The 23,730-nt window shown below is 70.9% G+C and carries 16 protein-coding genes; 7 read left to right on the top strand and 9 right to left on the bottom strand.

Annotation, left to right across the window (positions count from 1 at the left end; translation table 11 throughout):
* Positions 1 to 66: 66 nt before the first annotated feature.
* Positions 67 to 5,529 (bottom strand): ATP-binding protein, encoded by a 5,463-nt coding sequence (locus ACFYP0_RS05290; RefSeq protein WP_356974922.1) that lies wholly within the window; start codon positions 5,527 to 5,529, stop codon positions 67 to 69.
* Positions 5,530 to 5,823: 294 nt separating this feature from the next.
* Between ACFYP0_RS05290 and ACFYP0_RS05285 the strand changes: the two genes are divergently transcribed.
* Positions 5,824 to 6,921 carry a winged helix DNA-binding domain-containing protein gene (locus tag ACFYP0_RS05285; RefSeq protein WP_386994514.1) on the top strand — a complete coding sequence of 366 codons (1,098 nt, stop codon included), beginning with the start codon at positions 5,824 to 5,826 and terminating at the stop codon, positions 6,919 to 6,921.
* Between the two features lie 37 nt (positions 6,922 to 6,958).
* Here the strand turns inward: ACFYP0_RS05285 and ACFYP0_RS05280 are convergent, their stop codons facing one another.
* Entirely contained in the window at positions 6,959 to 8,020 is a 1,062-nt protein-coding gene (locus tag ACFYP0_RS05280) for a hypothetical protein (RefSeq protein WP_124857186.1), read from the bottom strand.
* Between the two features lie 315 nt (positions 8,021 to 8,335).
* On the opposite strand from ACFYP0_RS05280, the gene ACFYP0_RS05275 reads away from it, so the two are divergent.
* Complete coding sequence (locus tag ACFYP0_RS05275) at positions 8,336 to 9,070, top strand: cellulose binding domain-containing protein (RefSeq protein WP_124857187.1); 735 nt, start codon at positions 8,336 to 8,338, stop codon at positions 9,068 to 9,070.
* A 56-nt stretch (positions 9,071 to 9,126) separates the two neighbouring features.
* Here ACFYP0_RS05275 and ACFYP0_RS05270 read toward each other — a convergent pair whose 3' ends face one another.
* The 4 genes from ACFYP0_RS05270 to ACFYP0_RS05255 form a co-directional block, all read right to left on the bottom strand.
* The gene (locus tag ACFYP0_RS05270; RefSeq protein WP_124857189.1) at positions 9,127 to 9,924 is read right to left on the bottom strand and encodes an SAM-dependent methyltransferase; all 798 of its coding nucleotides are present in this window, start codon (positions 9,922 to 9,924) and stop codon (positions 9,127 to 9,129) included.
* Between the two features lie 129 nt (positions 9,925 to 10,053).
* Entirely contained in the window at positions 10,054 to 10,710 is a 657-nt protein-coding gene (locus tag ACFYP0_RS05265; protein ID WP_124857191.1) for a response regulator, read from the bottom strand.
* Positions 10,707 to 12,002, bottom strand: coding sequence for a sensor histidine kinase (locus ACFYP0_RS05260; protein ID WP_386994511.1), 1,296 nt, complete (start codon positions 12,000 to 12,002; stop codon positions 10,707 to 10,709). Before ACFYP0_RS05260 ends, ACFYP0_RS05265 begins: the two co-directional genes overlap by 4 nt.
* A gap of 41 nt (positions 12,003 to 12,043) precedes the next feature.
* Positions 12,044 to 14,005, bottom strand: a complete 1,962-nt coding sequence (locus ACFYP0_RS05255) for a serine hydrolase domain-containing protein (protein ID WP_386994508.1) — start codon at positions 14,003 to 14,005, stop codon at positions 12,044 to 12,046.
* A 310-nt stretch (positions 14,006 to 14,315) separates the two neighbouring features.
* Here ACFYP0_RS05255 and ACFYP0_RS05250 point away from each other — a divergent pair, with 310 nt between their 5' ends.
* Complete coding sequence (locus ACFYP0_RS05250) at positions 14,316 to 14,999, top strand: hypothetical protein (RefSeq protein ID WP_386994506.1); 684 nt, start codon at positions 14,316 to 14,318, stop codon at positions 14,997 to 14,999.
* Here ACFYP0_RS05250 and ACFYP0_RS05245 read toward each other — a convergent pair.
* On the bottom strand, positions 14,996 to 16,360 hold the full coding sequence (locus ACFYP0_RS05245; protein ID WP_386994503.1) for a serine/threonine-protein kinase: 1,365 nt from the start codon (positions 16,358 to 16,360) through the stop codon (positions 14,996 to 14,998). The genes ACFYP0_RS05250 and ACFYP0_RS05245 overlap by 4 nt on opposite strands.
* A gap of 56 nt (positions 16,361 to 16,416) precedes the next feature.
* Here ACFYP0_RS05245 and ACFYP0_RS05240 point away from each other — a divergent pair, with 56 nt between their 5' ends.
* A complete protein-coding gene (locus ACFYP0_RS05240; RefSeq protein WP_386994501.1) occupies positions 16,417 to 16,965 on the top strand; it encodes an RNA polymerase sigma factor in 549 nt (182 codons plus the stop codon).
* A gap of 156 nt (positions 16,966 to 17,121) precedes the next feature.
* Complete coding sequence (locus tag ACFYP0_RS05235; RefSeq protein ID WP_386994499.1) at positions 17,122 to 19,203, top strand: PQQ-dependent sugar dehydrogenase; 2,082 nt, start codon at positions 17,122 to 17,124, stop codon at positions 19,201 to 19,203.
* Between the two features lie 24 nt (positions 19,204 to 19,227).
* On the opposite strand, the gene helR is transcribed toward ACFYP0_RS05235, so the two are convergent.
* Both helR and ACFYP0_RS05225 read right to left on the bottom strand, forming a co-directional pair.
* On the bottom strand, positions 19,228 to 21,375 hold the full coding sequence (gene helR, locus ACFYP0_RS05230; protein WP_386994498.1) for an RNA polymerase recycling motor ATPase HelR: 2,148 nt from the start codon (positions 21,373 to 21,375) through the stop codon (positions 19,228 to 19,230).
* A 163-nt stretch (positions 21,376 to 21,538) separates the two neighbouring features.
* Positions 21,539 to 21,919 (bottom strand): YccF domain-containing protein, encoded by a 381-nt coding sequence (locus ACFYP0_RS05225; protein ID WP_208741144.1) that lies wholly within the window; start codon positions 21,917 to 21,919, stop codon positions 21,539 to 21,541.
* A gap of 449 nt (positions 21,920 to 22,368) precedes the next feature.
* On the opposite strand from ACFYP0_RS05225, the gene ACFYP0_RS05220 reads away from it, so the two are divergent.
* A complete protein-coding gene (locus ACFYP0_RS05220) occupies positions 22,369 to 23,136 on the top strand; it encodes a glycerophosphodiester phosphodiesterase family protein (RefSeq protein WP_356974937.1) in 768 nt (255 codons plus the stop codon).
* Between the two features lies 1 nt (position 23,137).
* A complete protein-coding gene (locus ACFYP0_RS05215) occupies positions 23,138 to 23,686 on the top strand; it encodes an SLATT domain-containing protein (RefSeq protein WP_356974939.1) in 549 nt (182 codons plus the stop codon).
* Positions 23,687 to 23,730: the final 44 nt, after the last annotated feature.

The following is a 23,730-nucleotide window of genomic DNA, read 5'->3' as shown; positions in this document are numbered from 1 at the left end:
CCCATACGGTCAGCACCACCGGTCGACGACCGGTGGTGCTGACGTGGTGCGGGGGTTCCGGCCGTTCTACCCCAGGCGGGCCTCGATGGTCTCGATGATGCGCGGACGCAGCTCGGCGGCGCGGACGACGGCGTCCACCGAGCCGACCTCGACGGCCCGGTGGATGTTGTGCACCCGGTCGAACTCCGCGGCCACCTCGCTGAGTTTCTCCGCGCGCACCGACGAGCGCAGCTCGTCGAGTTCCGCGGTCAGCGCGGCGCGTTCGGTGCCGGCCGAGGCGGCGGTGCGGGCCTCCAGGTCCCGCACCCTCGGGTCGGCCGCCGTACGGGCGTTGACGTCGGCGGAGAACACCACCGCGGCGGCGGGTGCGCCACCGAGCACCGAGGCGAACGAGCCCTCCAGCGCCAGCACTATCATGTTCGGGTTCAGCGCCTTCGAGAACACCACGAACGCACCGCCGTGGTAGCGCGAGATCACGCAGAAGACGATGGGCCCCCGGAAGTTCACGATCGCCCGGCCGATCTCGGCGCCGTACTCCAGTTGCAGCTTGCGCATCGACTCCGGGGAGCCGTCGAAGCCGGACAGGTTCGCCAGCACGACGAGCGGCCGGTTGCCGCTGGCCGCGTTGATCGCCCGCGCGGCCTTCTTCGACGAGCGGGGGAACAGCGTGCCCGCCGTGTAGGTGTCCGGACCGTCGGTGGGCGGGAAGCCGTGCCGGGGCACCGACCGGGACTCGATGCCGAGCAGGCAGACCGGGATGCCACCGAGGTGGACGTCCTGCACGACAGCGGTGTCCGCGTCCGCCATGCCGGCCCAGCGCTCCAGCACCGGGTGGTCCTGGTCGGAGAGGGCCCGCATCACCGTACGGATGTCGAACGGCTTCTTGCGGTCCGGGTTGGACTCGACGGAGAAGATCTCCCCGACGGTGGCGAAGGCGCTGCCCGCCACGTCGTGCGGGAAGTCGGAGATGTCGCGGTCGGCCGGGTCGGTGGTGACCGCCCGCCGGGGCGCGTCCTCGCCGGGCGCGACGTACGTGTGGTCGTAGTGCGCCATCACCACGTCCCGTGCGGCCGTCAGGTTCGGCGCCCAGTACTGCGCCTGCCCGTTCGGCCCCATCACCCGGTCGTAGCCGCCGATGCCGAAGTTGTCCTCGGCAGACACACCACCGGAGAAGTCGAGCGACTGCTTGCCGGTGAGCACCATTGCCGAGTCGGGCGTCATCACCAGGATGCCCTTGGTGTGCATGAGCATCGTCGCCTCGGCGTTCCAGTACGGCTGCGCGCCGACGTTGATGCCCGCGACCACGATGTTGATCTCACCGCCGGCCTGGGTGAACTCGACGATCCGCTTGAGCGCGGCGGCCACCCAGTCCATGTTCTCCGTACCGGAGGTCATCGAGATCCGGGCCCCGGCGGACAGCGCCCACCACTCCAGCGGCACCTGCATCCGCTCGGCCAGGTCCAGTGCGGCGATCACGCGCCGGCACTCCGGCTCGGACAGGGCGCCCAGCGACTTCGTCGGGTCGCCGAGCAGCACCACCCGGGTGACGCCCTGGGGGTAGCGCTCGGTCGGCGTGGTGACCACTCCGGCGACGATGGCGGCGCTGTTGCGTCCCTTCGCCCGGTCCACCGGCACCAACACGTGGTCGTCGTCGAGGTCGTGCTCGACGAAGTCGCCGAGCCGGCCGGTCAGCTCGTACGGGTACACGGTGTTGCGGCTGCTGGCCCGCAGCACCTTGAGCCGGTACTCGTCGAGTGGCTCGATCGGCTCGACCGGCGGCTCCCCGACGGCCAGTTCGGCACCGCCCGCGGCGTCGAACGAGATCCGTACTGCGATCTTCGTCAGCTCGCCGGTCCGGCGGTCGCGCTGGCGCGCGATGAACAGGATCTCCTCCAGGCCGGCGCCCGCGGTCGTCGGGCGGACCCGCCCGGCGATCATCTCCATCTCCTCGCGGGTCAGCTCGCTCGGCGGCCACACGTAGACCACGATGCGGTTGATGTTGAAGCGCGTCTTCGACGGCCGCCGCGACTGGGCGCGGCGGATCGAGTCGAGGCAGGCGGCGATGGCGTCCTCGGTCGTCGGCAGCGCGACCAGGCGGCCGTCCTGCTCGCGAAGCTCGGTCAGGTCACGCACCTGCGCGAACGCGACGAGGCGCTCGTCGGCGCGGTTCTCCCGGGCCACGCACTGGAAGAGGTAGACCTCCTCGTCCGACGACGGCAGCCGGGTCAGGTCGAACTTGTGCAGCCGCTCCAGCTGCATCCGCTGGGCGATGTACGGGTGCAGCCCACGGATCAGCCGGTCCTCGGTCAACTGGGCGCCGGACGGGCGGAAGGTGAAGTGGTGGTGCATCACCGCCCCGCCGCGACCCGCGACGGTGGTGGTGACCCGACGGACCTGGGGCGGCAGCGGGTGCGCGGCGATGACCTCGGCCAGCGCGGCCGCCATCGCGTCGAAGTCCTCCGGCTGGTTCTCCCAGCCGAGGTAGATGTCGGCGTCCACGGCGTCCTCGCCGGTGGCCAGCTCGGCCAGCCCACGCAGGGCGCTGCCCAGCGCGTCGAAGCTGACCGCGGCGGAGACCACGCTCGAGTCGGCGCGCTCGGCGACCACGAACGTGCAGCCCGCGACCTCGCGGGTGAGCACGCTGGTGAGCGACCGGTTGCCGTAGTACCGCCGGGTCAGCACCTCCAACATGACCGCGTTGTCGAGGTGGTCGCGGACGAGCCGCTGGCCGAGCAGCCGGACCAGCGGCTCGGTGCTGCGCACCATCTCGGCGATCCGCTCGGCGCGGTCCGGCGCGTCCGGGTGCGCGTCGAGGTGCCGCAGGTGCCCACGGACCTCGGCGTAGACGCGGGCGCGGTTGCGGCGCAGCAGCGGCTGGGCGAACCAGGCGAACACCACGCCGCGGGCGAGGTCCGCGACCACGGGGAAGCGGACCTGCGTCGCGGCGATCAGCCGCTCCAGCGCGAGGCCGGCCGGTTCGCGCAGCGTCTCGTCCGGCGGGGTCTCCCGCAGCCACGCGCGCAGCAGCGCCGTGATGACCTGCGCGTCCGCGGAGGCGCGCTGCTGGGCGAGGAAGATCCGGAAGACAGCGGCTTCGAGGGCGGGGGTGCGGTCCAGGTCGGTGACGCCGTACCGGCCGAGCGCCTTGCCGAGCCTGGTCTGGAAGGCGTCCGGCAGCCCGGCCCGCTCGACGTCGAGGCTCTGCAGGTAGGTGTGGAAGTACTCCCGGGCGCTGTGCACGTGCGCGGCACCGCCGTCCTCGCCCGTCGGCCGGTTGCGGCTCAGTTCGGCGAGATCGGCGAACACCTCGATGAGGTCGAGTTCGGCGGCCAGGGGCCGCTGACCTGCTTCGGTGGCCGCCCGCCGCGCGGTGAGGTAATCGTCGAGCACCCGGCGGTCGTCGTGCGGGTCGACGTCGAAGCCGAGCAGCAGACCTCTCAGGTCCTCCTGGCCGCGCCTGCTGCGCTCGTACGCCGGGATGTCCGCGGCGGAGGTGGGCAGGTCCAGTTCGACGGTCTCGGTGCTCGGGTCGTCAGCGGTCTCCTCGGCGTCGTCCGCGAGCGGCTCCAGGCGCAGCAGCGGCGCACCGGCCTCCACCTGGCTGCCCACCGACACGGCGCACTCCTTGAGCCGCGCCTTGAACGGCGCCCGCAGCACCGTCTCCATCTTCATCGCTTCCAGCACCAGCACCGGCGCGCCAGCCTCGACCTCCGCGCCGACCTCCAGCGGCGTGGCGACGACCAGCGCGGGCATCGGGGAGCGCAGGACGCCACCCTCGTCCCGGCTGACCCGGTGCGTCACGCCGTCCACCTCGACCAGGTGGGTCGGCCCGTACGTGCCGGTGAGCAGGCGGTAGCGGATGCCGTTGACGACGATCTGACCGGTGTGCCGGTCGAAGCGGTCGAGCTCGACGTCGGCGGTGCGCACGACGGGGCCGGTCTCGATGCCGACCCGGAACCGGTGCGCGCCGACCCGCGCCACGCGGGTGCGGTAGCCGACACCGCGCAGCTTGAGGTCCAACGGTCGGCCACTGGCGTGCTGCACCTGCGGGCGCCCGCCGGCCGCCGTCGACAGCAGTCGCTGTCGCTCGACGCGCTCCTCCTCCTCGTACGCCTCGATGGCGGCGGCGGCCAGGGCGACGGCGGAGTGGCGGTGCGTGACGAGGCGGCCCTCGCCGCGGACGCGGTCGATCCAGCCGGTGTCCGCGCTGGCGTCGATCACCTCGGGCTGGTCGAGCAGGTCGAGCACGAAGCTCTTGTTCGTGGCCCCACCTTCGATGATCACCGTGGTGTTCGCCATCGCCCGGCGCAGCCTGCCGAGGGCCTCGTCGCGGTCACGGCCGTACGCGATGATCTTCGCGATCATCGAGTCGAAGTCGGCCGGGATGGTGTCACCCTCGCTGACACCGGTGTCCACCCGGATGCCGGGGCCGCTGGGCAGGTCCAGCCGAGCGATGCGGCCGGGGGACGGGGCGAAGTCGCGGTCGGGGTCCTCGGCGTTGAGCCGCGCCTCGATGGCGTGCCCGCGCTCGGCCGGCGGCGCACCTTCGAGTCGCCCGCCTGAGGCGACGTGCAGCTGCGCCTTGACCAGGTCGAACCCGGTGGTCAGCTCGGTGATCGGGTGCTCGACCTGGAGACGGGTGTTGACCTCGAGGAACGCGAACAACCGATCCCCGGGGTGGTAGAGGAACTCGACGGTCGCCGCGCCTCGGTAACCGACAGCCACTGCCAGCCGCTCGGCCGACGTCTTCAGCTCGGCGGCCTGCGCGGGGTCGAGCACCGGCGACGCCGACTCCTCGATGACCTTCTGGTTGCGTCGTTGCACCGAGCAGTCGCGGACGCCGAGCGCCCACGCGGTGCCCTGCCCGTCGGCGATCACCTGGACCTCGACGTGCCGAGCCCCGGTGACCAGGCGCTCCAGGAACACGATGCCGCTGCCGAACGCCCGTGCCGCCTCCTGGCTGGTGCGCTCGTACGCGTCGACCAGCTCGGCCTCGTTCCTGATCACGCGGATGCCGCGCCCGCCGCCGCCAGCGGTCGCCTTCAGCATCAGCGGGTAGCCGACCTCGGCCGCCGAGGCCTGGGCGGCGGCGAGGGTCTCGACGGCGCCGCGGCTCCACGGCGCGACCGGCACGCCGACCTTCTCGGCGATCAGCTTCGAGCCGATCTTGTCGCCCAGTTGGCGCATGGCGTCCGCGCTCGGCCCGACGAAGGTGACGCCGATCTTCTCGCACAGCTCGGCGAACGCCGGATCCTCGGCGACGAAGCCCCAGCCGACCCACGCGGCGTCGGCCCCGGTCTCGGTCAGGGCGCGCTCCAGCACCGCCAGGTTGAGGTACGGGCGGGCGGAGGCCGGGCCGAGATCGTAGGCGATGTCCGCTTCGCGGACGAACGTGGCGTTGCGGTCGACATCGGTGTAAAGAGCCACGGTTTCGAGCTGGATGCCGGTCTCCGCGGCCAGCTCGCGGACCGCGTGGATGAGCCGCATGGCGGCTTCACCACGGTTGACGATGGCGACACGGTTGAACACCCGAAGAACCCCTTAGCTAGACCTCGACCTGCGCGCCGGGAGACGACGGCTCCCAGCAGTGATCCACCTTTCCGCGTGGCGGCGGCCAGCGCTATGGCGCAACCACCGAACCCACCGTCCCTCAGTTGTAGGAAGTCCACAAAACTTTTTGGCACCCCGGGGACGCGCCGACCCGATCCGGCCGCTCCGGCAGTTGATCAAGACGGTGTGGGCGGTTCACGTCCGCAGCCTCCCCTGCCGGGCAACCAGACTGTCGGCCCCCGGCCGGACAATGAGGTCGACCGAAGGGACCCGATGACCGTTCTCGACACGCGGGCGCTCAACCGTGCGACGCTCGCCCGGCAGCTGCTGCTCGACCGCGCCGACCTGCCGGCGCTCGACGCCGTCGCCCACCTCGGCGGCCTGCAGGCCCAGGAGCCGCAGGAGCCGTTCATCGGGCTGTGGTCACGGCTGCGCGCGTTCGACCCGACCGTGCTCTCCGACCTGCTGACCCAGCGACACGTGGTGCGTACCCACCTCATGCGCCGCACCGTCCACCTGCTCGTCGCCGGCGACATCGTGGCCTGGCGCACCCGTCACGACGCCATGCTGCGGCAACGCGTGCTCGGGGTCTACCGCGGCGAACTCGACGGGGTGGACCTCGACGACCTCGCCGCTGCCGCGCTTGCCGTGGTGGCCGACGGTGAGCCCCGCTCGATGCCCGACATCGGGCGGGCGCTCGTCGAGCGGTGGCCGACGCCGGGGCTGCGCGTGCTGGGCGAGATCGCTGTCGCGCTGCTACCGATGACGCAGGTCCCGCCGCGCGGGGTGTGGCGGGCGAAGGGAGGCGCGCGATACGTCCTGCTCTCCGCCTGGCTCGGCCGGGAGATCGACCCGCCGACCGCGACCGGGGTCGATGAGGTCGGCCGGCTGCTCGTACGCCGTTACCTGGCCGCGTTCGGCCCGGCGGCCACGGCCGACCTGCGCGCCTGGTGCGGTCTCGCCGGGCTGCCGGCAGTGGTGACGGCCATGCGGGACGAGTTGGTGACCTTTCGCGACGAGCGTGGCCGGAAGCTCATAGACCTTCCCGACGCGCCGCGCCCCGACCCTGACACCCCCGCCCCGGTGCGGTTCCTGCCGGCGTTCGACAACGCGATCCTCGGCTACGACGACCGCAGCCGGATCATCGACGACGCGCACCGTAACCTCTCGGTGGCCGGTGAGCGCGTGGTGCTCGTCGACGGCCGGGTCGCGGCGACCTGGACCGTCGATTCGGGGACGGTTGTCGTGAGACCGCTCGGCGGCCTCTCCCGGACGGAGCGGGATGCCGTGGCCGAGCAGGGGCAGGAATTGGCGTCCTTCCTCTCCGACCGGGAGAGTGATCGGGTGCGGGTCGATCCGTCTCCCCGGTGACGGACCAGGACGGTCCGACCCCGGGGAGACGACGGCGTCAGTCGACGGTCGGCGGAGCCGTCCTCGCTGCCTCGGCGAGCGCTGCCGCCGCGCCGGCGTACGGGTTGTAGCTGTAGGCGCGTGCCAGGCCGCTCGGCACCGTGAAGTACGCGGCCGCCAGCTTCGCCGGGTCGCTGGCGATCTCGCCACGCGCGGGGGCGTCGTTGCCGTCGTCCCAGCCCCAGGGCGCGTTGGCCGAGTTGGCCGAACAACTCCAGGTGCCGACGCCGCAGTCGCCGGACGTGTCACCGGCGAACGTGCCGAGGCTGGCGAAGAGGCTCGCGTTGGACCGCTGCGCCCACAGGCCGCCGGTGGCGAAGATGTCGATCAGTTGATACCGCACGTCGCGGTCGTTGCCGTTGCTCGGCGTCTCGGCGCTGGTCGACGGGTAATAGACCAGGCCGTCGCCGTTGATGTCGTACTGCGGGTGCGCCTTGAGGCCGTGGCCCTGCGCCTCCTGTGCCGTCACCGGGTGCTGGAACGTGTCGTGTGGTGACGCCTGGAACCTCAGGGTGCCGTCGATGCTCTCCCCGCCGCTTGTCCAGGTGCTGCCGGTCGGCGTGTAGGAGAAGAAGTCACTGTGCGCGACGGTGACAGCCGAACGGAGAACGCCGTACGTGGAGCCGTCGCGTTCGATCGCGAACAGCGCGCCCTCGCCGTCGTTCTCGTGCTCGGTCTCGAAGAACGGGTGGTCGGTCCAGTCGCGGGGGTGGAAGAAAAAGTACGTGATGTACCAGTGGGTGCTCGTCTCCACGACGGAGTAGTACACGTGCGCGGCGAGTGCGGCGCCTGCCTGGCCGGCCCGGTCCCAGTTGTTGCGCCCGTCCAGGTCGCCGTCGAAATCGACCCGGGTGACGTAGTCCGACTGCCCGCTGAGGGCGTGGCTGCCGGTGGCGTCGACGTCCTGGTAGTGGATGGGCGCCCAGCGGAGGGCAAGTTCGGCCCGGCTGACGGCGGCGTCGGCGGGGCTGGGCGCGGCCAGCGCGGCGGCCGTCAGCATCACCGCGATCAGGAACCTCACTCCCCGGGGTCGCCGGTTCGTGCTGCTTGCGTCGAGCATGGTGTGCTCCCGTGTCCGAATGAATAGATCATGATGGATCATTCTCGGGGCGAGCGCCCGGCGGATGTCCCTTCGGCGACGAGAAAGCAGACGATGCTCGACGGCTTCGGGATCGCCTTGTATCGATTCCTGTCGACTGCCATGCTGTGGTTCGGTCGTGCTCGGGGAGCCAGCGCGCACCAGATCTCCTCCGGTCCACGGGGCGCGCGAGGTGACCATGTCACCCGTGCCGGGCAGCCTCGTCGATGACCGGAATCCCGAGCGCGCACCGGCTACCACCGTGGTCATCGGTGCCCGCTGACCACGGAGGTTCCGATGCTTCGCATGTTCCTCGCAGTCACCACCATGGCGCTGGGCGCCTGGACCGGGACGACCAGCGGCACCGACGCGACGCCCACCCCCGCCCTGTCGGCCACGCCGTCGCCGTCGCCGACCATTGCCTGCCCGCCGGCTCTGCCGATCACCGGGAGCGTCGCCGGGGTCACCACCACGAGCGTGACGATCTCCTACTCGATCTTTTTCCGGCCGCCCTGCGGCTACGACCCGCCGATGACCGTCAGCCTCTTCGCCAGCCGCGAGGACGCCCAACAGTGGCGGACGCCGGTGGCCGAGGCCGTTTCCGGGCCGGAGCGCTTCGGCACGGTGACCATCGGGGGTCTGACGCCCGACACGGAGTACTGGTACCGGTTCAGCGACCCTGACGGCAAGCGCGACCCGTACATGATCGGGTCGGCGCGGACCGCCCCGCTGGCCTCGTGCCGGGCGACGGCCACGATCGACGCCCGCTGGGGCAACGGTTTCGTCGCCACGGTCACGGTCCGCAACACCGGGACGCAACCCTTGGACCGCTGGCACGTCTCCTGGCGGTGGTCCGGTGACGAGCGGGTCCAGACCGTCTGGGGTGGAGTGGTCGAGACCACCGGCGTCGACGTGTCGGTCCGCAACGCGTCCTACAACGGGACGCTGGCGCTGGACGGGGCGACGACGTTCGGGATGCTCGTGACGGCCAGTGCGGTTCCCGACGGGCTGACCATGAGCTGCGCCCGGTGAACGACGTCCGCCCCGCTTCCGGCGCGACGGCGGGAGCGGGGCGGACGTCGTGTCGGTCAGGGCTTGCGGGCCACCGCGCCGTAGGCGTCGATCCCGACGGCGTCAGCCTCGTCCGGTCGCCACAGCGGGATCGGCACCAGGCCCGGCTCCACCATCACCAGCCCGTCGAAGCAGCTCGCGAGGTCCTCCGGGCTGCGCAGGATGTACGGAACTCCGCCGCTCTGCGCCAGCCGCTCGGCACCCGAGACCACCGCCGGGCTGGTGTTGGTGCCGTCCCAGAGCACCAGGTGGGAGCCGGACGGCGCCGCGTCCATGGTGCGCCCGACGATCGAGCGCACCACGTCCAGGTCGGGCTCGTAGCCCATGACGCCCATGTACATCACGGCGATGGGCTGGCTGAAGTCGAGCGTCTGCGCCGCCTCGGCGAGGATCTTCTCGGGGTCGTGGTAGTCGGCCGGGACGTAGGTGGTGACACCCTCCGACGTCGTGCTGGCCAGCAGCGCCCGAGCGTGCACCAGCACCATCGGGTCGTTGTCCACGTAGACGATGCGGGAGTCGGGCGCGATGCCCTGGGCGACCGCGTGCGTGTTCTGCATGCTGGGTAGGCCGGTGCCGATGTCCAGGAACTGCCGGATGCCCGCCTCGGCCGCGAGGTAACGCACCGCCCGCACCAGGAACACACGGGACTGCTGTGCCATGAGGACGATCTCCGGGTAGACCTCGGCGACAGCGTCGCCGGCCGCCCGGTCGGACTGGAAGTTGTCCTTGCCGCCCATCCAGTAGTTCCAGATCCGTGCCGCGTGCGGCACGTCGGGCTGAAGCTTCGCGGCGAGTTCGGGGTCCGGACCGGCCATGCCTGGCTCCTATCGAGGGGTCGTCAGCTGGAGGTCACCACAGCGGTACGCCCGGGATCGTACTCCGGCAACGTCCACTCTCGACCCAGGGAGGACCCACTGCCGCCGGGCAGGGGACCAGGGTCGCTGTCACCGCTGGACCACCCCGTTCTGGTACGCCCAGACGACGGTCTGTAGCCGATCCCGCGCGCCGATCTTGGCCATGGCGCGCCCGAGGTGCGACTTGACAGTGCTGGTCTCGATGAAGAGCTGCTCGGCGATCTCGACGTTCGACAGGCCCTGTGCGAGCAACTCCACGATCTCGGTCTCCCGCGCGGTCAGCTGGTGCGCTGCCGCCGCGTCCGAGCGGGGAGCGGGCGTACGCCTGGCGAACTCCGAGATCACCCGACGGGTGACGGCCTGGTCGACGAGCCCGTACCCGCTGGCGAGGCGACGGATCGCCTCGATCAGCTCCTCGGGCTCACAGTCCTTGAGGATGAACCCGCTGGCGCCGGACTCCAACGCGCCGAAGACGTACTCGTCGAGGTCGAAGGTCGTCACGACCAGCACCGCCGGTGGCGTACCGGTCGCCTCGGCGACGATCTGGCGGGTCGCGGTGAGCCCGTCGCCGTGCGGCATCCGGACGTCCATGCAGATGACGTCCGGTTGCAGCCGGCGGGCCAGCTCGACGGCGGCGGACCCGTTCGACGCCTCGGCCACGACCTCGATCTCGCCGGCCTGCTCCAGGATGACGCGGAAGCCGGCGCGGACGACCGCCTGGTCGTCGACGAGCATCACTCTGATCATGTTGAGGCCTCTTCCTTCGACCGGGTTGCGGCGGAACCGTTCGTCGGGAGTGTCGCGGCGACCGACCAGCCACCGGCCGCCGTCGGACCGGCGGTGAAGGTCGCCCCGATCAGCTGGGCGCGCTCGCGCATGCCCACCAGGCCCACGCCACCGGTCCGTGCCGCCGGTACGCGTCGTGGCGCGGCGGGTTCGTTCACCACCTCCAGCGACACCGAGCGGGGCTCGAAGCGCAGCACCACCCGCGCCGCAGCGCCCGGGGCGTGCTGGCGGGCGTTGCTGAGCGACTCCTGCGCGATCCGGTAGAGCGCCACGTCGGCGATCGGCGACACCTCGCGCTGCTCGCCCTCCAGGACGAACTCCACCGGACCGGCGAGGTTGCCCGCGGTGTGGACGAGATCGTCGAGCATGCTCAGCCCCGGAACCGGGGCGGCACCGTCGCCGCCCTCGTGCCCGGGCCTGCCGCGCAGCACACCGACGACCAGCCGCAGGTTGTCCAGGGTCTCCTTGCCCTGACTGCGGATCCAGGCCACACCGGCCTTCGCGGCCGTCGGGTCCCGGTCGATCAGCCGTTCGACCGCCGCCGCCTGCACGACCATGCCGGAGAGGTGGTGCGCGGCCACGTCGTGCAACTCCCGGGCCATCCGGGAGCGCTCCGCGCCGATCGCCGCCTGGACCTTCGTGCGCTGCTCCCGGATCGCTTCGTCCGCTCGCACCCGGACCAACTCGACGTAGCGCCGGTAGGTGGCCGCGTAGCCGCCGACGAAGGTCGCGCCGGCGTAGGTCAGGGCGCTCGCCGAGACGTACGCGAGGGCCGTCAGCAGGTCCGGGGTCACCACGACGGCCGCCCCGATCGACTCCACCACCACGGCCGCGCTGACGGCCAGCAGTGCACGCCGAACCGGCAGCAACGACCCGACGGTGTACGCCACGACGAACGGTGCGAGGCCCCTGATGGTCGCCTCGGGCAGCGAGAAGCCGATGATGGGCAGTTGGAGGCCGACGACGAGTGCGAGGCAGAGTAGTGGCCGGACCCGACGCAGGCACAGCAGCATCGCCTGCGCACAGCAGATGGCGACGAGCAGCCAGGCCCGCGCCGGGTCGAACGACACCCCGTCCTCCGGTGCCACGAACCAGAACAGCGCGGTGAGCAGTACGAACGTCAGGACGGTCAGCACCGCGGCCAGCAGGCAGTCCCGTGGGAACACTCCGGTCACCCCGAGCCGGGTGAGCCGTCCGTCGATCCACTTCGTCAGTCGTGGTGTGCCGGGTTCGGTGTCGGCGTGGTCCCTCATGGGGTGCGCATCCTTGCTCCGGATCGTCCCGGGTCGGAGGGTCAGTAGGAGATGCTAGGCGCGAGCAGGTGGAACTCCACGGCGAACCAGCCCGCCCCGGCGAGAGCGAACAGGATCAGGCCGCTGGCGGTGATCCGCCGCCAGCCGAGGTGGCGTCGCACGTCGTCGACGAGCCGGACCGCGGCGGGCAGCACTCCGAGCAGGCCGACCAGTTGCAGCACCTGAATGGTGCGCAGGACGGGCCCGGGAACGTCCTGCAGGCTCATGATGCTGCCGATGCTCAGCACCCAGCCGGCGAACGCGAGCAGCGTGCCGGCGACGGCGAGGCGGCTCAGGATCCGCGCGGTGCGCCCGGCCCGCTCCCGGGGAGCGCGGCCCAGCCGACGGCGGACGATCGCGCCGACCGGCCAGGACAGGACGGTGAGCAGCAGCACGACGGTGGACAGGGCCAGCACCGGAACGGCCACCACCCAGGCGCGGGCGGGCTCGACGGGCAGCAACGCGAACGCGGAGTCGAAACTGATCGCCTCCACCCGGTCGTCGGTTGCCCGCATGGCGATCGTGCGCTGCCCGCCGACCTCGCGCCAGACCCAGGGCGCCACCTCCTCGTAGAGGGCGGGGGAGTCCGACAGCGGGCCCGGCTCCACCAGCAACCGGTCACTGTCGGCGACGCTGACCGTGGTCCGACCGACCAGACCGATCGCCGTCAGGAAGTTGCTCTGGATCGCTCGCGAGGACTCGTACGTGCCGGCGGCCAGCGCGGCGTGCTTGGCGGTGGTCGCCGGGTCCACGCCGGTGGTGGCCTGGTCGTCGCGGGCCGGGAAGTAGCGGTCGGCGAAGCCGTTCACGATCGACTCGCGAAGCTCCTGGCTGTCGAGGGCGCCGGAGCCGTTGCTGTTGAGGGACAGGAAGATGCCGGCCCGGTCGTCGGGGTAGATCTGCAGGTGGGAGTGGAAGTACTTGGTGTCGCCGCCGTGGCCGAGGATCCGGTGGCCGTTGCGGTCCTCGGCGAAGAATCCGAGGGTCATCCGGGGCCCGTCGGCCAGCGTGCCCAACGACGTCGCGTCGAGTGCCGGCCGCTGCATCAGCTCACGGGTCGGTTGGTCCAGCAGGGGCGCGAATCCCACCGGCTCGCCGAGCTGGGCGAGCATGAATCGTGCCATGTCCGTCGCCGGGGCGCTGAGCGCACCGGGCGGGGGTGTGCCGACGATCTCGAACGGCGCGGCAGGCCCGGCGGAGGTGTCGTACCCGTTGGACATCCGGTCGCGCAGCGCCGCCGGGAGGGGTTGCTCGAAGGTCGACGACGGCATGCCAGCGCGGTCCAGGACGTTGCGTTGGACGTATTCCTCGAAGCGCGTCCCGCTGACGCGTTCGACGATGTAGCCGGCGAGCGCGTTGCTGTAGTTGGAGTAGGCGGGGACAGTGCCGGGCCGGTAGATCTGCTCCGGCGGTTCGGTCATCAGGGCCTTGCGCAGGTTGAGGTCGCTGCCGTCGGTGCCGATGAGGCCGGCGATCCGCTCCTCGAAGCCGGCGGTGTGCGTGAGCAGGTGCCGCAGGGTGACGGCCCGCTCGTGGCGGAGGGGCAGTTCGAAGTCAAGGTACGTCTTGACGTCGGCGTCGAGGTCGAGCTTCCCGTTCTGTACGAGTTGCAGCACCGCGGTGGCGGTGACGAGCTTCGACACCGATCCCATCCGGAACAGATGCCGGTCCGGGTCGACCGGCACGGCCGCGTTCCCGCCGGCGCCGGTGTCGGCGTACCCGTACCCCCGGGTGGTGAGGATCTTGCCCTTGTTCACGACGGCGACCGTCGCGCCGGCGATGTCGGTACGGTCGAGCGCCGCCGGGAGCAGGCCGTCGAGCCAGGCGTTGACGTCGGCTCCCGTCAGGGCGGAACCCGCCCCGCTCGCGGGTGCCGCCGGAGCGTCGATGGGCGGTGCGGGGTTGTGCTGCGGCGCGCCGCAGCCAGCGGCGCTGACAGCGATGACGACAGTGGTCAAGAGCACCGCGCCGAGTCGGACGACCAGACGGGGTGTAGCGGGGGCAAGAAGGGAAAGAGAGCGCATCGTCTGCCAGTGCCTTTCCTGGGCGAACGGGTGTCCGGAGCAGGTCCGTACGGCGTCACCCGATGCCTTGGAACAAGCCTGTTCGAGTGACCGCCTCGAGCCATCTGGCGCGAGACGGCAATGCGCTTACGACTTGAGGAGGAGGGCGGGTGCACCGATGGTGGGCAGAAGTGCCGCCCCGGTCGCGTGAACCACCGCCCGTACCGGTGCATCAGACCCTGTGACAGACCCCGCGAAGGAAGGACCACCTATGCGCGGCAACCTGCTCATCGGTGCGATGCTCGCCCTCACGTTCGTCGCCGGTTGCACGTCACCGGTGAATCGGGTCGGCGGCGACGCCGGGCCCGCCGGCTCTCCGTCCACCAGCGCTAGCCCGCCGAGCCCGTCGGTGTCGAGCGCTGCGGCGACCGGCAGCGCCGGCCCGGGTGCTCCGGCCACCCGCACCTCCCGGCCGGCCACGCCGGTGAGCGAGATCAGGCGGACCGACTGGCCCAACGCGGTCATCCGCGATCTGAAATTCTGCGGCGAGTCCGACGACTCCGTGAAGTTCCGGAACGGGTCGAACGGCCTCGACGTCCCCTGCCGGATCCTGCCGGACGGCGCCCGGCCGGTGTACGCCGACTTCGTCACCGAGGAGCCGGCGAACGCGCCGTCGACCGAGGACGCGCTCGTCCTCGTCGAACTGGGCAACCCCGACGCGGCGCGGCGGCAGGCCCTCGTGCCGGTCCAGCTCTCGTACAACGGTCGAGAGCGGTACGCACGGCCGATCATTCTGGGGGACGATTCCAGCCCGTCGGGCGACCGGGTCATGACGTTCATCTCGTACCGGGTTGTGGGCCAGAACGTGCAGGCCACCGTCCGCAAGCTGGACGGCGGTACCGAGACGCGTCGGTGGCGCACCGTCAACCTCGCCGGCAACTGGGAACGGTACTAGCGTTGCGTGACCCGCGGCGTGTCCACTCGCAGCGTGCCGAGGATCTCGTCGGTGCGGTCAACGTCGTCGATCTGTTTGACCTGGACGTACACCCCGAAGGTGCCGGCGGCAGCGACCAGGGTGACCTCGCTGAACGACGTTTGCGTGCCCCCGCATCGCGCCCAGTGCCGGACGGTCCCACTGAACGCGGCGACGCTGACCGCCCGACCGGCGACGGGCGCGCATCCGCTGTGATCGGGCAGCGCCGGCTGCTCCGCTCCGCGCAGAGCACGGCTCACTCCCACGAAGACCCCCGGTGTCACGCTGTCGACATCGGACCAGTCGCTGAGGTCCGCCCCGACGAGCAGGCCGGGGCGGCGCTCGTCCGGGAGACCGATCACCGCCGGGTCCCAGCCGCCGTCGCGCAGTTGCCTCGCCCAGCCGTCCGGAACGGCCACCGAGACAGCGCCGGTCGCGTCACCCACCCGTGTCCAGCCGTGCGGCGCGGTGGAGGCGGTGGCGGATCCGGCCATGACCAGTGTCGCGGCCACGGTGCCGACGGCGGCGAGGAGCCGGCGGATGCGCCGCGGCGGCGGGCGGGCCGCGAGCTGTCGACTGGCCAGCAGACCCTCCAACGCGGAGGCGTACGCGGCCGCAGTGGGCCAGCGGCGGCCCGGATCGCGATGCAGGGCCCGGCGGACCGCGCGCTCGACGGCGACGGGCACGCGGGGTGCCGCCACCACCGGCTGCCCGGGCGGCGAGCCGGTCACCATGTGGTGCGTCAGCGCGCCGATCGCGTACACGTCGGCGCGCACGTCGATCCCACCGCCGGGGACGAGCTGCTCCGGTGCCATGTAGGCGGGCGTGCCGGCGACCACTGTGAACCCGGACGCGTGCGCGAGCGTCTTGGCCAGCCCCAGGTCGGCCACCAACACCCGGTCGCCGGTCGGGGTGGGGTCGAACAACACGTTGGACGGCTTGAGGTCACGGTGCAGCACGCCGTTGTCGTGCAGCACCGCCACCGCTCTGGCGATGTCGGCGGCGATCCGCAGCGCCTCGCGCACCGGCATCGGCCCGCCGGTCAGCCGGTCGGCGAGCGTGCCGCCGGCGGCGTACGTCATCACCAGGTACGGCCGGCCGTCTGGCAGCTCACCCACGTCCAACACCCGGACCAGGTGATCGGAGTCGACCTGCCGCATGAACCGGGCCTCCTGGCGGAAGCGCCCCCGGATGTCGGCCCGCTGCGCCCAGTTGTCGGCGAGCACCTTCACGGCCACCGACGAGTTCAGCTCGTCGTCGTACGCCAGCCACACGGTGGCGAACGCCCCGGCGCCGACGGGGCGCGCGATGCGGTACCGGCCAACCTGCGGCGGGATGGACACGGTCTTATTATCCGGCGACCGGGGCTCCGGTGACGCCCACGACCGGGGGAGCGCGAGTGGCGAAGGAATCTGACACCGAGGAGCTGGCGAGGCGGGCGGCGGCCGGGGACAACGTCGCACTCGACGCGCTGCTGGCCGCGGTCGGTCCACGGGTGCTGGAGCAGTGCGGGCGGTTCCTGCCCTGTCGGCAGGACGCGGAGGAGGCGGCGCAGGACGCGTTGTTGCAGGTGGCCCGGCACATTCAAGGCTTCGAGGGGCGGTCGCTCTTCTCCACCTGGTTGCACACTGTGGTCGCCAACTGCGCCCGCCAGACCTACCGCTCGTTACGGCGACGAGCAGCCGAGCGGCCCAGCGCGCTGCTGCCCGTCGACGTGGCCGACCCCCGTACGACGAGCGTCATCGCCGGGTTGCGCCTCGACCTGCTGGACGCGCTGGACCGGCTGGAGGCGCACCGGCCGGACCTGGCGACGGCCCTCGTGCTCCGCGACCTGTGTCAGCTCGACTATCAGGAGATCGCCGGGCAGCTGGGCATCCCGATCGGCACGCTGAAGTCCCGGATCCATCACGCCCGTCGCCACGTCCGGGAGACGATGCGGGACAGCTGAGCGATGCGTACGCCGTTCCGCAGGTTTGTCCCCGATCGAGGGACATCGTTTGACTTGTGCGACGAATGCATCTTTGATGGTCGATGTGCTTGTTCGGCGTGGTCGGGCGCTTGGTCGTCTGGGTGGGCCGGTCGATGCCCTGAGCCTGGAGGACGGATGCGAGTCATCGCGCGGAGAAACCCAGCCCGCCCACGACGGCGGCTGTTGCCGGCGGCGATGGCGGTGGTGACGCTGCTGAGCCTGGCCGTCGGTGTGCCGGCGGCCGCCGCGGCGCCGTCGACCGTCGTCGGGGTGGCCAGCGGTCGTTGCCTGGACGTGGTCGGCAACGTCAGGACCGCCGGTGCCGGCATCAACATCTACGACTGCAACGGCCAGGCCAACCAGGCGTGGACCTTCACCTCAGGTGGTGAACTGCGGGTGTACGACGACACGATGTGCCTGGACGTCGTCGGCCAGGACACCACCGCGCCGGCCGCGATACAGATCAACGGCTGCACCGGCGGCGCCAACCAACGCTGGCGGATCACCAGCTCCGGGACCATCGTCGGGGTCCAGTCCGGCCTGTGCCTGGACGTGACCGGCGCGGGCACCGCCAACAGCACCACCGTCGGCCTCTGGACCTGCAACGGGCAGTCCAACCAGCGGTGGACGACGTCCTTCGGCAGCGCCGACAGCCAGCCTCCAACCGCGCCGGGCAGCCCCCGGGTCAGCGGCCTGACCTGCAACTCGGTGACGTTCGCGTGGAACGCCTCGACGGACAACGTCGCGGTTGCCTTCTACGACATCTACCACGACGGTCAGCTGATGACGTCGGTGAGCGGCACGACGCTCTCCACCAACCTGACCGTGGTGCCCGGGGCGATCTGGGGCCTGTACGTCAACGCCCGCGACGCCGCCGGCAACGTGTCGCAGGCGAGCGCCACCGTGTCGATCACTCCGCCGCCCTGTCAGGCCGACAGCCAGCCACCGACGGCGCCGCAACAGCTCACCGGCACCGCTTCGGGCACCACGGTGACGCTGCGCTGGACCGCGTCGACCGACAACATCGGGGTGCGCGCGTACGACATCTACCGGGCCGGCGCGAAGGTGGGCACGGTCACCGGCGCGCCGCCGGCGACCACGTTCACCGACAGCGGTCTGGCGGCGAACACCTCCTACCAGTACTACCTGGTGGCTCGGGACGCGCAGGACAACGTCTCGTCGCGCAGCGGCACCGCGACGGTGACCACCGGCGCGGCGTGCGCCAACCCGGTGTGCGGGGTGCGGCAGGTCACCACCGACACCGACATCCCGTGGGGTCTGGTGACGTTGCCCGACGGCAGCGTGCTCTACAACCGCCGCGACGCGCACGACATCATCCAGCTCAACCCGACCACCGGGGCCAAGACCAACCTGGGCACGGTGCCGAACGTGCAGAGCACCGACGGTGAGGGTGGCCTGTTGGGGCTCGCCATCTCGGCCAGCTACTCCAGCGACCGCTGGCTGTACATCATGCACACCTCGCCGAGCGACAACCGCATCGTCCGGATCAGGCTGGAGAACGGGCGACTCAACACCGCCAGCGAGCAGGTGCTGCTCAGCGGCATCCGGCGTAACAAGTACCACGACGGTGGTCGCCTGCGGTTCGGGCCGGACGGCAAGCTGTACGCCAGTACCGGCGACGCCCAGAACGGCAACTATGCCCAGGACCGGTCGAGCCTCGAAGGCAAGATCCTGCGACTCAATCCGGACGGCACCGTCCCCTCGGACAACCCGTTCGGCAACTACGTGTGGAGCTACGGCCACCGCAACCCGCAGGGGCTGGCGTTCGACTCGCAGGGCCGGCTGTGGGAGCAGGAGTTCGGTAACTCGGTCATGGACGAGACCAACCTGATCACCAAGGGTGGAAACTACGGCTGGCCGGCATGCGAGGGCACCAGTGGCGCCTGCGGTACGGCCGGGTTCATCGCGCCGGCGCGCACCTATCCGACCGCCGAAGGGTCCTGCTCCGGCATCACGATCGTGCGCGACGCGCTCTACGTGGCCTGCGCCCGGGGCGCTCGGATGTACCGCGCGGTGATCAGTGGCAGCAGCCTGACGAACGTGCAGACGTACTTCAGTGGCACCTACGGTCGGTTGCGGACGGTGGAGCCGGCTCCCGACGGCGGGCTGTGGCTGACCACCACCAACGTCGGTGACAAGGACAGCACCCCGAACAACAGCAACGAGAGGATCCTGCACGTCACGCTCGGCAACTAAACCCTGATAGCTGGCGATGGGCCCTCAGCTGCTGGTCAGGAGCACGAGTTGCTGGGTGGCCCGGGTCATCGCGACGTAGCGGTCGACCGCCCCCGAGACGCCGCTGCCGAACGTTTCCGGGTCGACGAGGACGACCAGGTCGAATTCGAGGCCCTTGGCCTGCTCCGGGCTCAGTGACCGGACCCGGGCCGTGGGCGGGAACGTCGGGTCGCCGATCACGCAGGCGATTCCGTCGGCCTGGTCGGCGAGCCAGGTGTCGAGGATCGACCCCAGGTCGGCGACCGATCCGTGGACGACGGGAAGTCCGTTGCCACGGATGGAGGTGGGCACGTTGGCGTCGGGGAGCACGGCCCGGATGACCGGTTCGGCCTCCGCCATGACCTCGGCTGGCGTCCGGTAGTTGATGTTCAACGAGGCCACTGTGACCCGGTCGAGCCCGATCCGCTTGAGGCGTTCCTGCCACGACTCGGTGAACCCGTGCCGGGCCTGGGCGCGGTCTCCCACGATGGTGAAGCTGCGCGACGGGCAGCGCGCCAGCAGCATCTGCCACTGGGCGTCGGTCAGCTCCTGCGCCTCGTCCACGACGATGTGCGCGAACGGGCCGGCCAGCAGGTCCGGGTCGGCGTCCGGCAGCGCGGACTCGTCGACCAGGACGTCGCCCAGGTCGGGTTGGCGCAGCATCGCCAGCAGGCCCTCGCCGTCGTCGTAGGTGTCGGCCGCGAGCAGCTCGTCGACGACCCGGGCCATGTGCTCGCGTTCGACAGCGGCGGCCGGGTCACGCCGACGGGTGCGCCCCGACCTCTCCGCGTCGCCGAGTCGCTGCCGCGCCGCGTCGAGCAGCGGCAGATCCGACACGGTCCAGGCCCGGGGCTCGTCGCGTTGCAGCTTGCGGACCTCCTCGGCACTGAGCCACGGCGCGCACCTGCGCAGGTACGCGGGCACCGACCACAGGTCACCCACGAGATCGGCCGCGTCGAGCAACGGCCAGGCACGGTTGACAGTCGCCCGCAGCTCCCGGTTACGCAGCAGCGAGTCGCGGAGCACGTCGTCCGGCTCATCGCCGTCGTACCGGTCGATGAGGATGGTGAGCAACTCCTCCCAGATCTCCTCGCGCGCCTCGTTGTGCGGGGTGCCCGGACCCGGTGCCTGGAACGCGTCGGCCCAGTCGTCGGCGCTCAGGCGGACGTCGGCGTCGCCGACCGTGACCGTCATCGGGGCGGCCGGTGGGTCCTCGTAGAACCGGACGGCCGCGTCGATCGCCCGGACCACCTCGGCCGAGGACTTCAGCCGGGCCACCTCCGGGTCGGTGTCGGCGGCTGCGGTGGCCCCCTCGGGGACGAGGTCGCGCAGGGTGCAGGTCTGCACGTCCTCCTCTCCGAGGCTGGGCAGGACGTCGGCGACGTAGGCCAGGTAGGGCTGGTGCGGTCCCACGAAGAGCACCCCGCCCCGGCGCTGACCGAGGCGCGGGTCGGAGTAGAGCAGGTACGCGGTGCGGTGCAGGGCGACGACGGTCTTACCGGTGCCCGGACCGCCGTCGACCACGAGGGCGCCGGCCGACCCTGCCCGGATGATGGCGTCCTGGTCCGCCTGGATCGTGCTGAGCACGTCGCGCATCCGGGCCGACCGGGCGCTGCCCAGACTGGCGATGAAGGCGGACTGGTCGTCGAGCGCGACGGCGTGCCCCACGAACCCGTCCGGGGTGAACACCTCGTCCCAGTAGTCACTGATCCGGCCGCGGGTCCAGCGGTACCGGCGGCGGCTCGCCAGGCCCATCGGGTTGGCGTGGGTTGCGCCGAAGAACGGCTCGGCGGCGGGTGAGCGCCAGTCGAGCAGCAGCCGTCGGCCCGTGCTGTCGGTGAGACCGCGACGTCCGACGTACACCGGCTCGGGGTTGTCCGCCTCGACCACGTGGCCGAGGCACAGGTCCAGCCCGTAGCGGCTCAGCGAGCGCAGGCGGGTGGTCAGCCGGCGGACCTCCTCGTCCCGGTCGACGGCCTGCCGGCCCTTGCCGCCGGGTGCCCGGCGCGCGGTGTCCAGACGGTCGGACAGCTCGGCGCTCAGCTGCGCGAGGCCCTGCGCCATGGCCGCGAAGTGCCGCTCGTCGTGGGCGATGAGCGCCGGGTCGGCCTTGGGGGCGAGGTGATCGGGAAGTTCGAACACGGAGGTGGGCAAGGAATCCAATTCATGACTTCCATTTCGGCAGAATTTGGCCTCGGCCGACGATTCTGCGTCATAAACGGGGTCTTGCCGCAAGCCCCCCAGTGCGGTATAAGTTAGAAGTGGCGGGAGACCAGGTGTCTCCCGTTTTCCGTTGCCGACCGACCCGGAGTGCTGGTCACGGCGCGTCGACGACCTCGCGGCCGAGCGGCCAGAACGCGGCCGGAACGAGCTTGAAGTTGGCGATGCCGAACGGGATCCCGATGATCGTGACGCAGAGGGCGATGCCCGCGAGAATGTGGGAGAGCGCCAGCCACCATCCGGCCAGCACCACCCAGAGGATGTTCGCCAGGCCGGAGCCGACGCCCGCGCCCGGCTTGGGCACCAGGGTGCGGCCGAAGGGCCACAGCGAGTAGACCGCGAGGCGCAGCGACGCGACGCCGAACGGGATGGTGATGACCAGGACGAAGCAGATCAGCGCGGCGATGCCATAGCCGACCGCCAGCACGAGGCCACCGCCGAAGACGAGCCACAGCACATTCAGTACGAAACGAATCACCACCCCATCATGAAACATGCTCGCCACCCGGTCGGTTCGCCCTGTTCCCTCAGGGGGAACGGCCACCGCATGCACCGTCGTCTCGCCCCGTTGACCCTCGACGAACCCGCAGAGGTGGGCGGTCGCAACGACGAGGTCCCTCGCCTACGGGTAGATCGTCTGCACTCTCACGAGCCGCGAGAACGTCTCCACAGTGGCCTTCCTGCGCGACGGCAAGGCTCTCGACCTGCCCCGGGCCGACGACTCCCTGTCCAGCAGGCCGCTCACCCGCGGCGACTACGCCCCTGATCATCGACCGTTGAGCGCGCGTACCACCGGGAGCACGAGGACCGCCACATCGACGCCGCCGCCCACCGCCGACGCGGGAGCGGCCGCTGTAAGGTACGCGAAAACCCTTCCACGGCGTGCTCTGGAGTGCGGTAACCCGGCCGGAAGCTCAGGAGGATCGCGTGTCGTCCGACGACCGTTGGCTGCTCGACATCCCGATCGCGCACCGCGGGCTGACCGGCGACAACCGACCCGCCAACTCGCTGGCGGCGTTCGAGGCGGCCGCTGAAGCTGGCTACGCCTGCGAACTGGACGTGCAGCTCACCCGCTCGGGCGAGCTGGTCGTCGTCCACGACTACGACCTGACCGCGCTCACCGGTGCGGCGATCGCCACCGCGGAGCTGACCCCGACCGATCGGCAGCTGCTCCGGTTGCAGGGCACCGACCAGCGGGTGCCCACGCTGTCGCAGGTGCTGGACCTGGTCGCCGGCCGGGTCCCCCTGCTGATCGAGCTGAAACGGCCGACGCTCGCCCTCAACTTCGATCTCGTCGACGAAGTGCTGCGACAGACCGCCGACTACCCGGGGCGGTACGCGGTCGAATCCTTCGACCCGTTGCTCGTGGCGGCGCTGCGGGTCGCGGTGCGAAAGCTGCCGCCGCACCGCCGGGTGCCGGTGGGGCGCATCTGTGGCCTGCTGCGCACCGCCGGGCCACTGACCCGGATGGTGGGTCGCAGTATGGTCAGCAACCTGGTCACTCGGCCTGATTTTCTGGCCTACGAGGTGGACGCATTTCCGTCCAATCTGACGGCGTGGTGGCGTCGCCGCGGTGTTCCGGTGATTTCCTGGCCAGTCGCTTCACCGGAGCGGGAGATGTTCGCCCGTCAATACTCCGACAACATCGTTTTCTCGGGCTATAGACCGTCGCATGGCCAGCACCTAGCATCGTGACGTGTCTGTTGACCAAGGACAGAGCGGGTTGCTCGCCGAGTCGCAGAACGGCGCTCCCGGCGATCCGTTGCAGGTCTACCGCGCGTTGGCCGAAGAAGGCATCAACAAGCTCAGGGACCATTACGACTGGCGGGCGAAATGGCATCGACGGCTGTTTCGTTTCACCGGCATCCTGGTCATCGTCGTCAGTGCGTCACTGCCACTGCTCGCCGGCTTCAGCTATCCGGGTAAGAACCTGGTAATCGCGGTCTCGGGCGTGGTCATCGCCACGGCCACCGCGCTACGCACCTTTTATCAGTGGGATCAGATGTGGGCACTGCTGCGGCGTACCCATTTCGCCCTCATCGAGGCGAGCAACCAGTGGAGACTCGCGTTCGGTCGCGCCGAGGCGACCGCTGATCCGGCCGAGCGGGAGCAGCGCGCGTACGCGGCGACAGAGGCGCTGCTGGCGAAGATCGAGGGCATCCGCAGTGCCGAGACGGAGAAGTTCTTCAGCTCGTTGGCGTTTCCGGAGGAATCCGCGCTGACCGGCAAGCCCTTTCGCCCCTGACCGCCGGCACGTTGCGGTCGGGCGGGTCTCGGGGTTGCTCGGTG

The organism is Micromonospora arida (assembly GCF_042873195.1).
GTDB lineage: Bacteria > Actinomycetota > Actinomycetes > Mycobacteriales > Micromonosporaceae > Micromonospora > Micromonospora arida.
Note: the sequence above shows the minus strand (reverse complement) of the source record. Positions and strands in the feature narration are given on the sequence as shown.

Bases quoted from the DNA above. Each gene is read 5' to 3' on its own strand.
- ACFYP0_RS05285 (WP_386994514.1), top strand. From the start codon at position 5,824: ATGACCGTTCTCGACACGCGGGCGCTCAACCGTGCGACGCTCGCCCGG.
- ACFYP0_RS05280 (WP_124857186.1), bottom strand. From the start codon at position 8,020: ATGCTCGACGCAAGCAGCACGAACCGGCGACCCCGGGGAGTGAGGTTC.
- ACFYP0_RS05275 (WP_124857187.1), top strand. From the start codon at position 8,336: ATGCTTCGCATGTTCCTCGCAGTCACCACCATGGCGCTGGGCGCCTGG.
- ACFYP0_RS05270 (WP_124857189.1), bottom strand. From the start codon at position 9,924: ATGGCCGGTCCGGACCCCGAACTCGCCGCGAAGCTTCAGCCCGACGTG.
- ACFYP0_RS05265 (WP_124857191.1), bottom strand. From the start codon at position 10,710: ATGATCAGAGTGATGCTCGTCGACGACCAGGCGGTCGTCCGCGCCGGC.
- ACFYP0_RS05260 (WP_386994511.1), bottom strand. From the start codon at position 12,002: ATGAGGGACCACGCCGACACCGAACCCGGCACACCACGACTGACGAAG.
- ACFYP0_RS05250 (WP_386994506.1), top strand. From the start codon at position 14,316: ATGCGCGGCAACCTGCTCATCGGTGCGATGCTCGCCCTCACGTTCGTC.
- ACFYP0_RS05235 (WP_386994499.1), top strand. From the start codon at position 17,122: ATGCGAGTCATCGCGCGGAGAAACCCAGCCCGCCCACGACGGCGGCTG.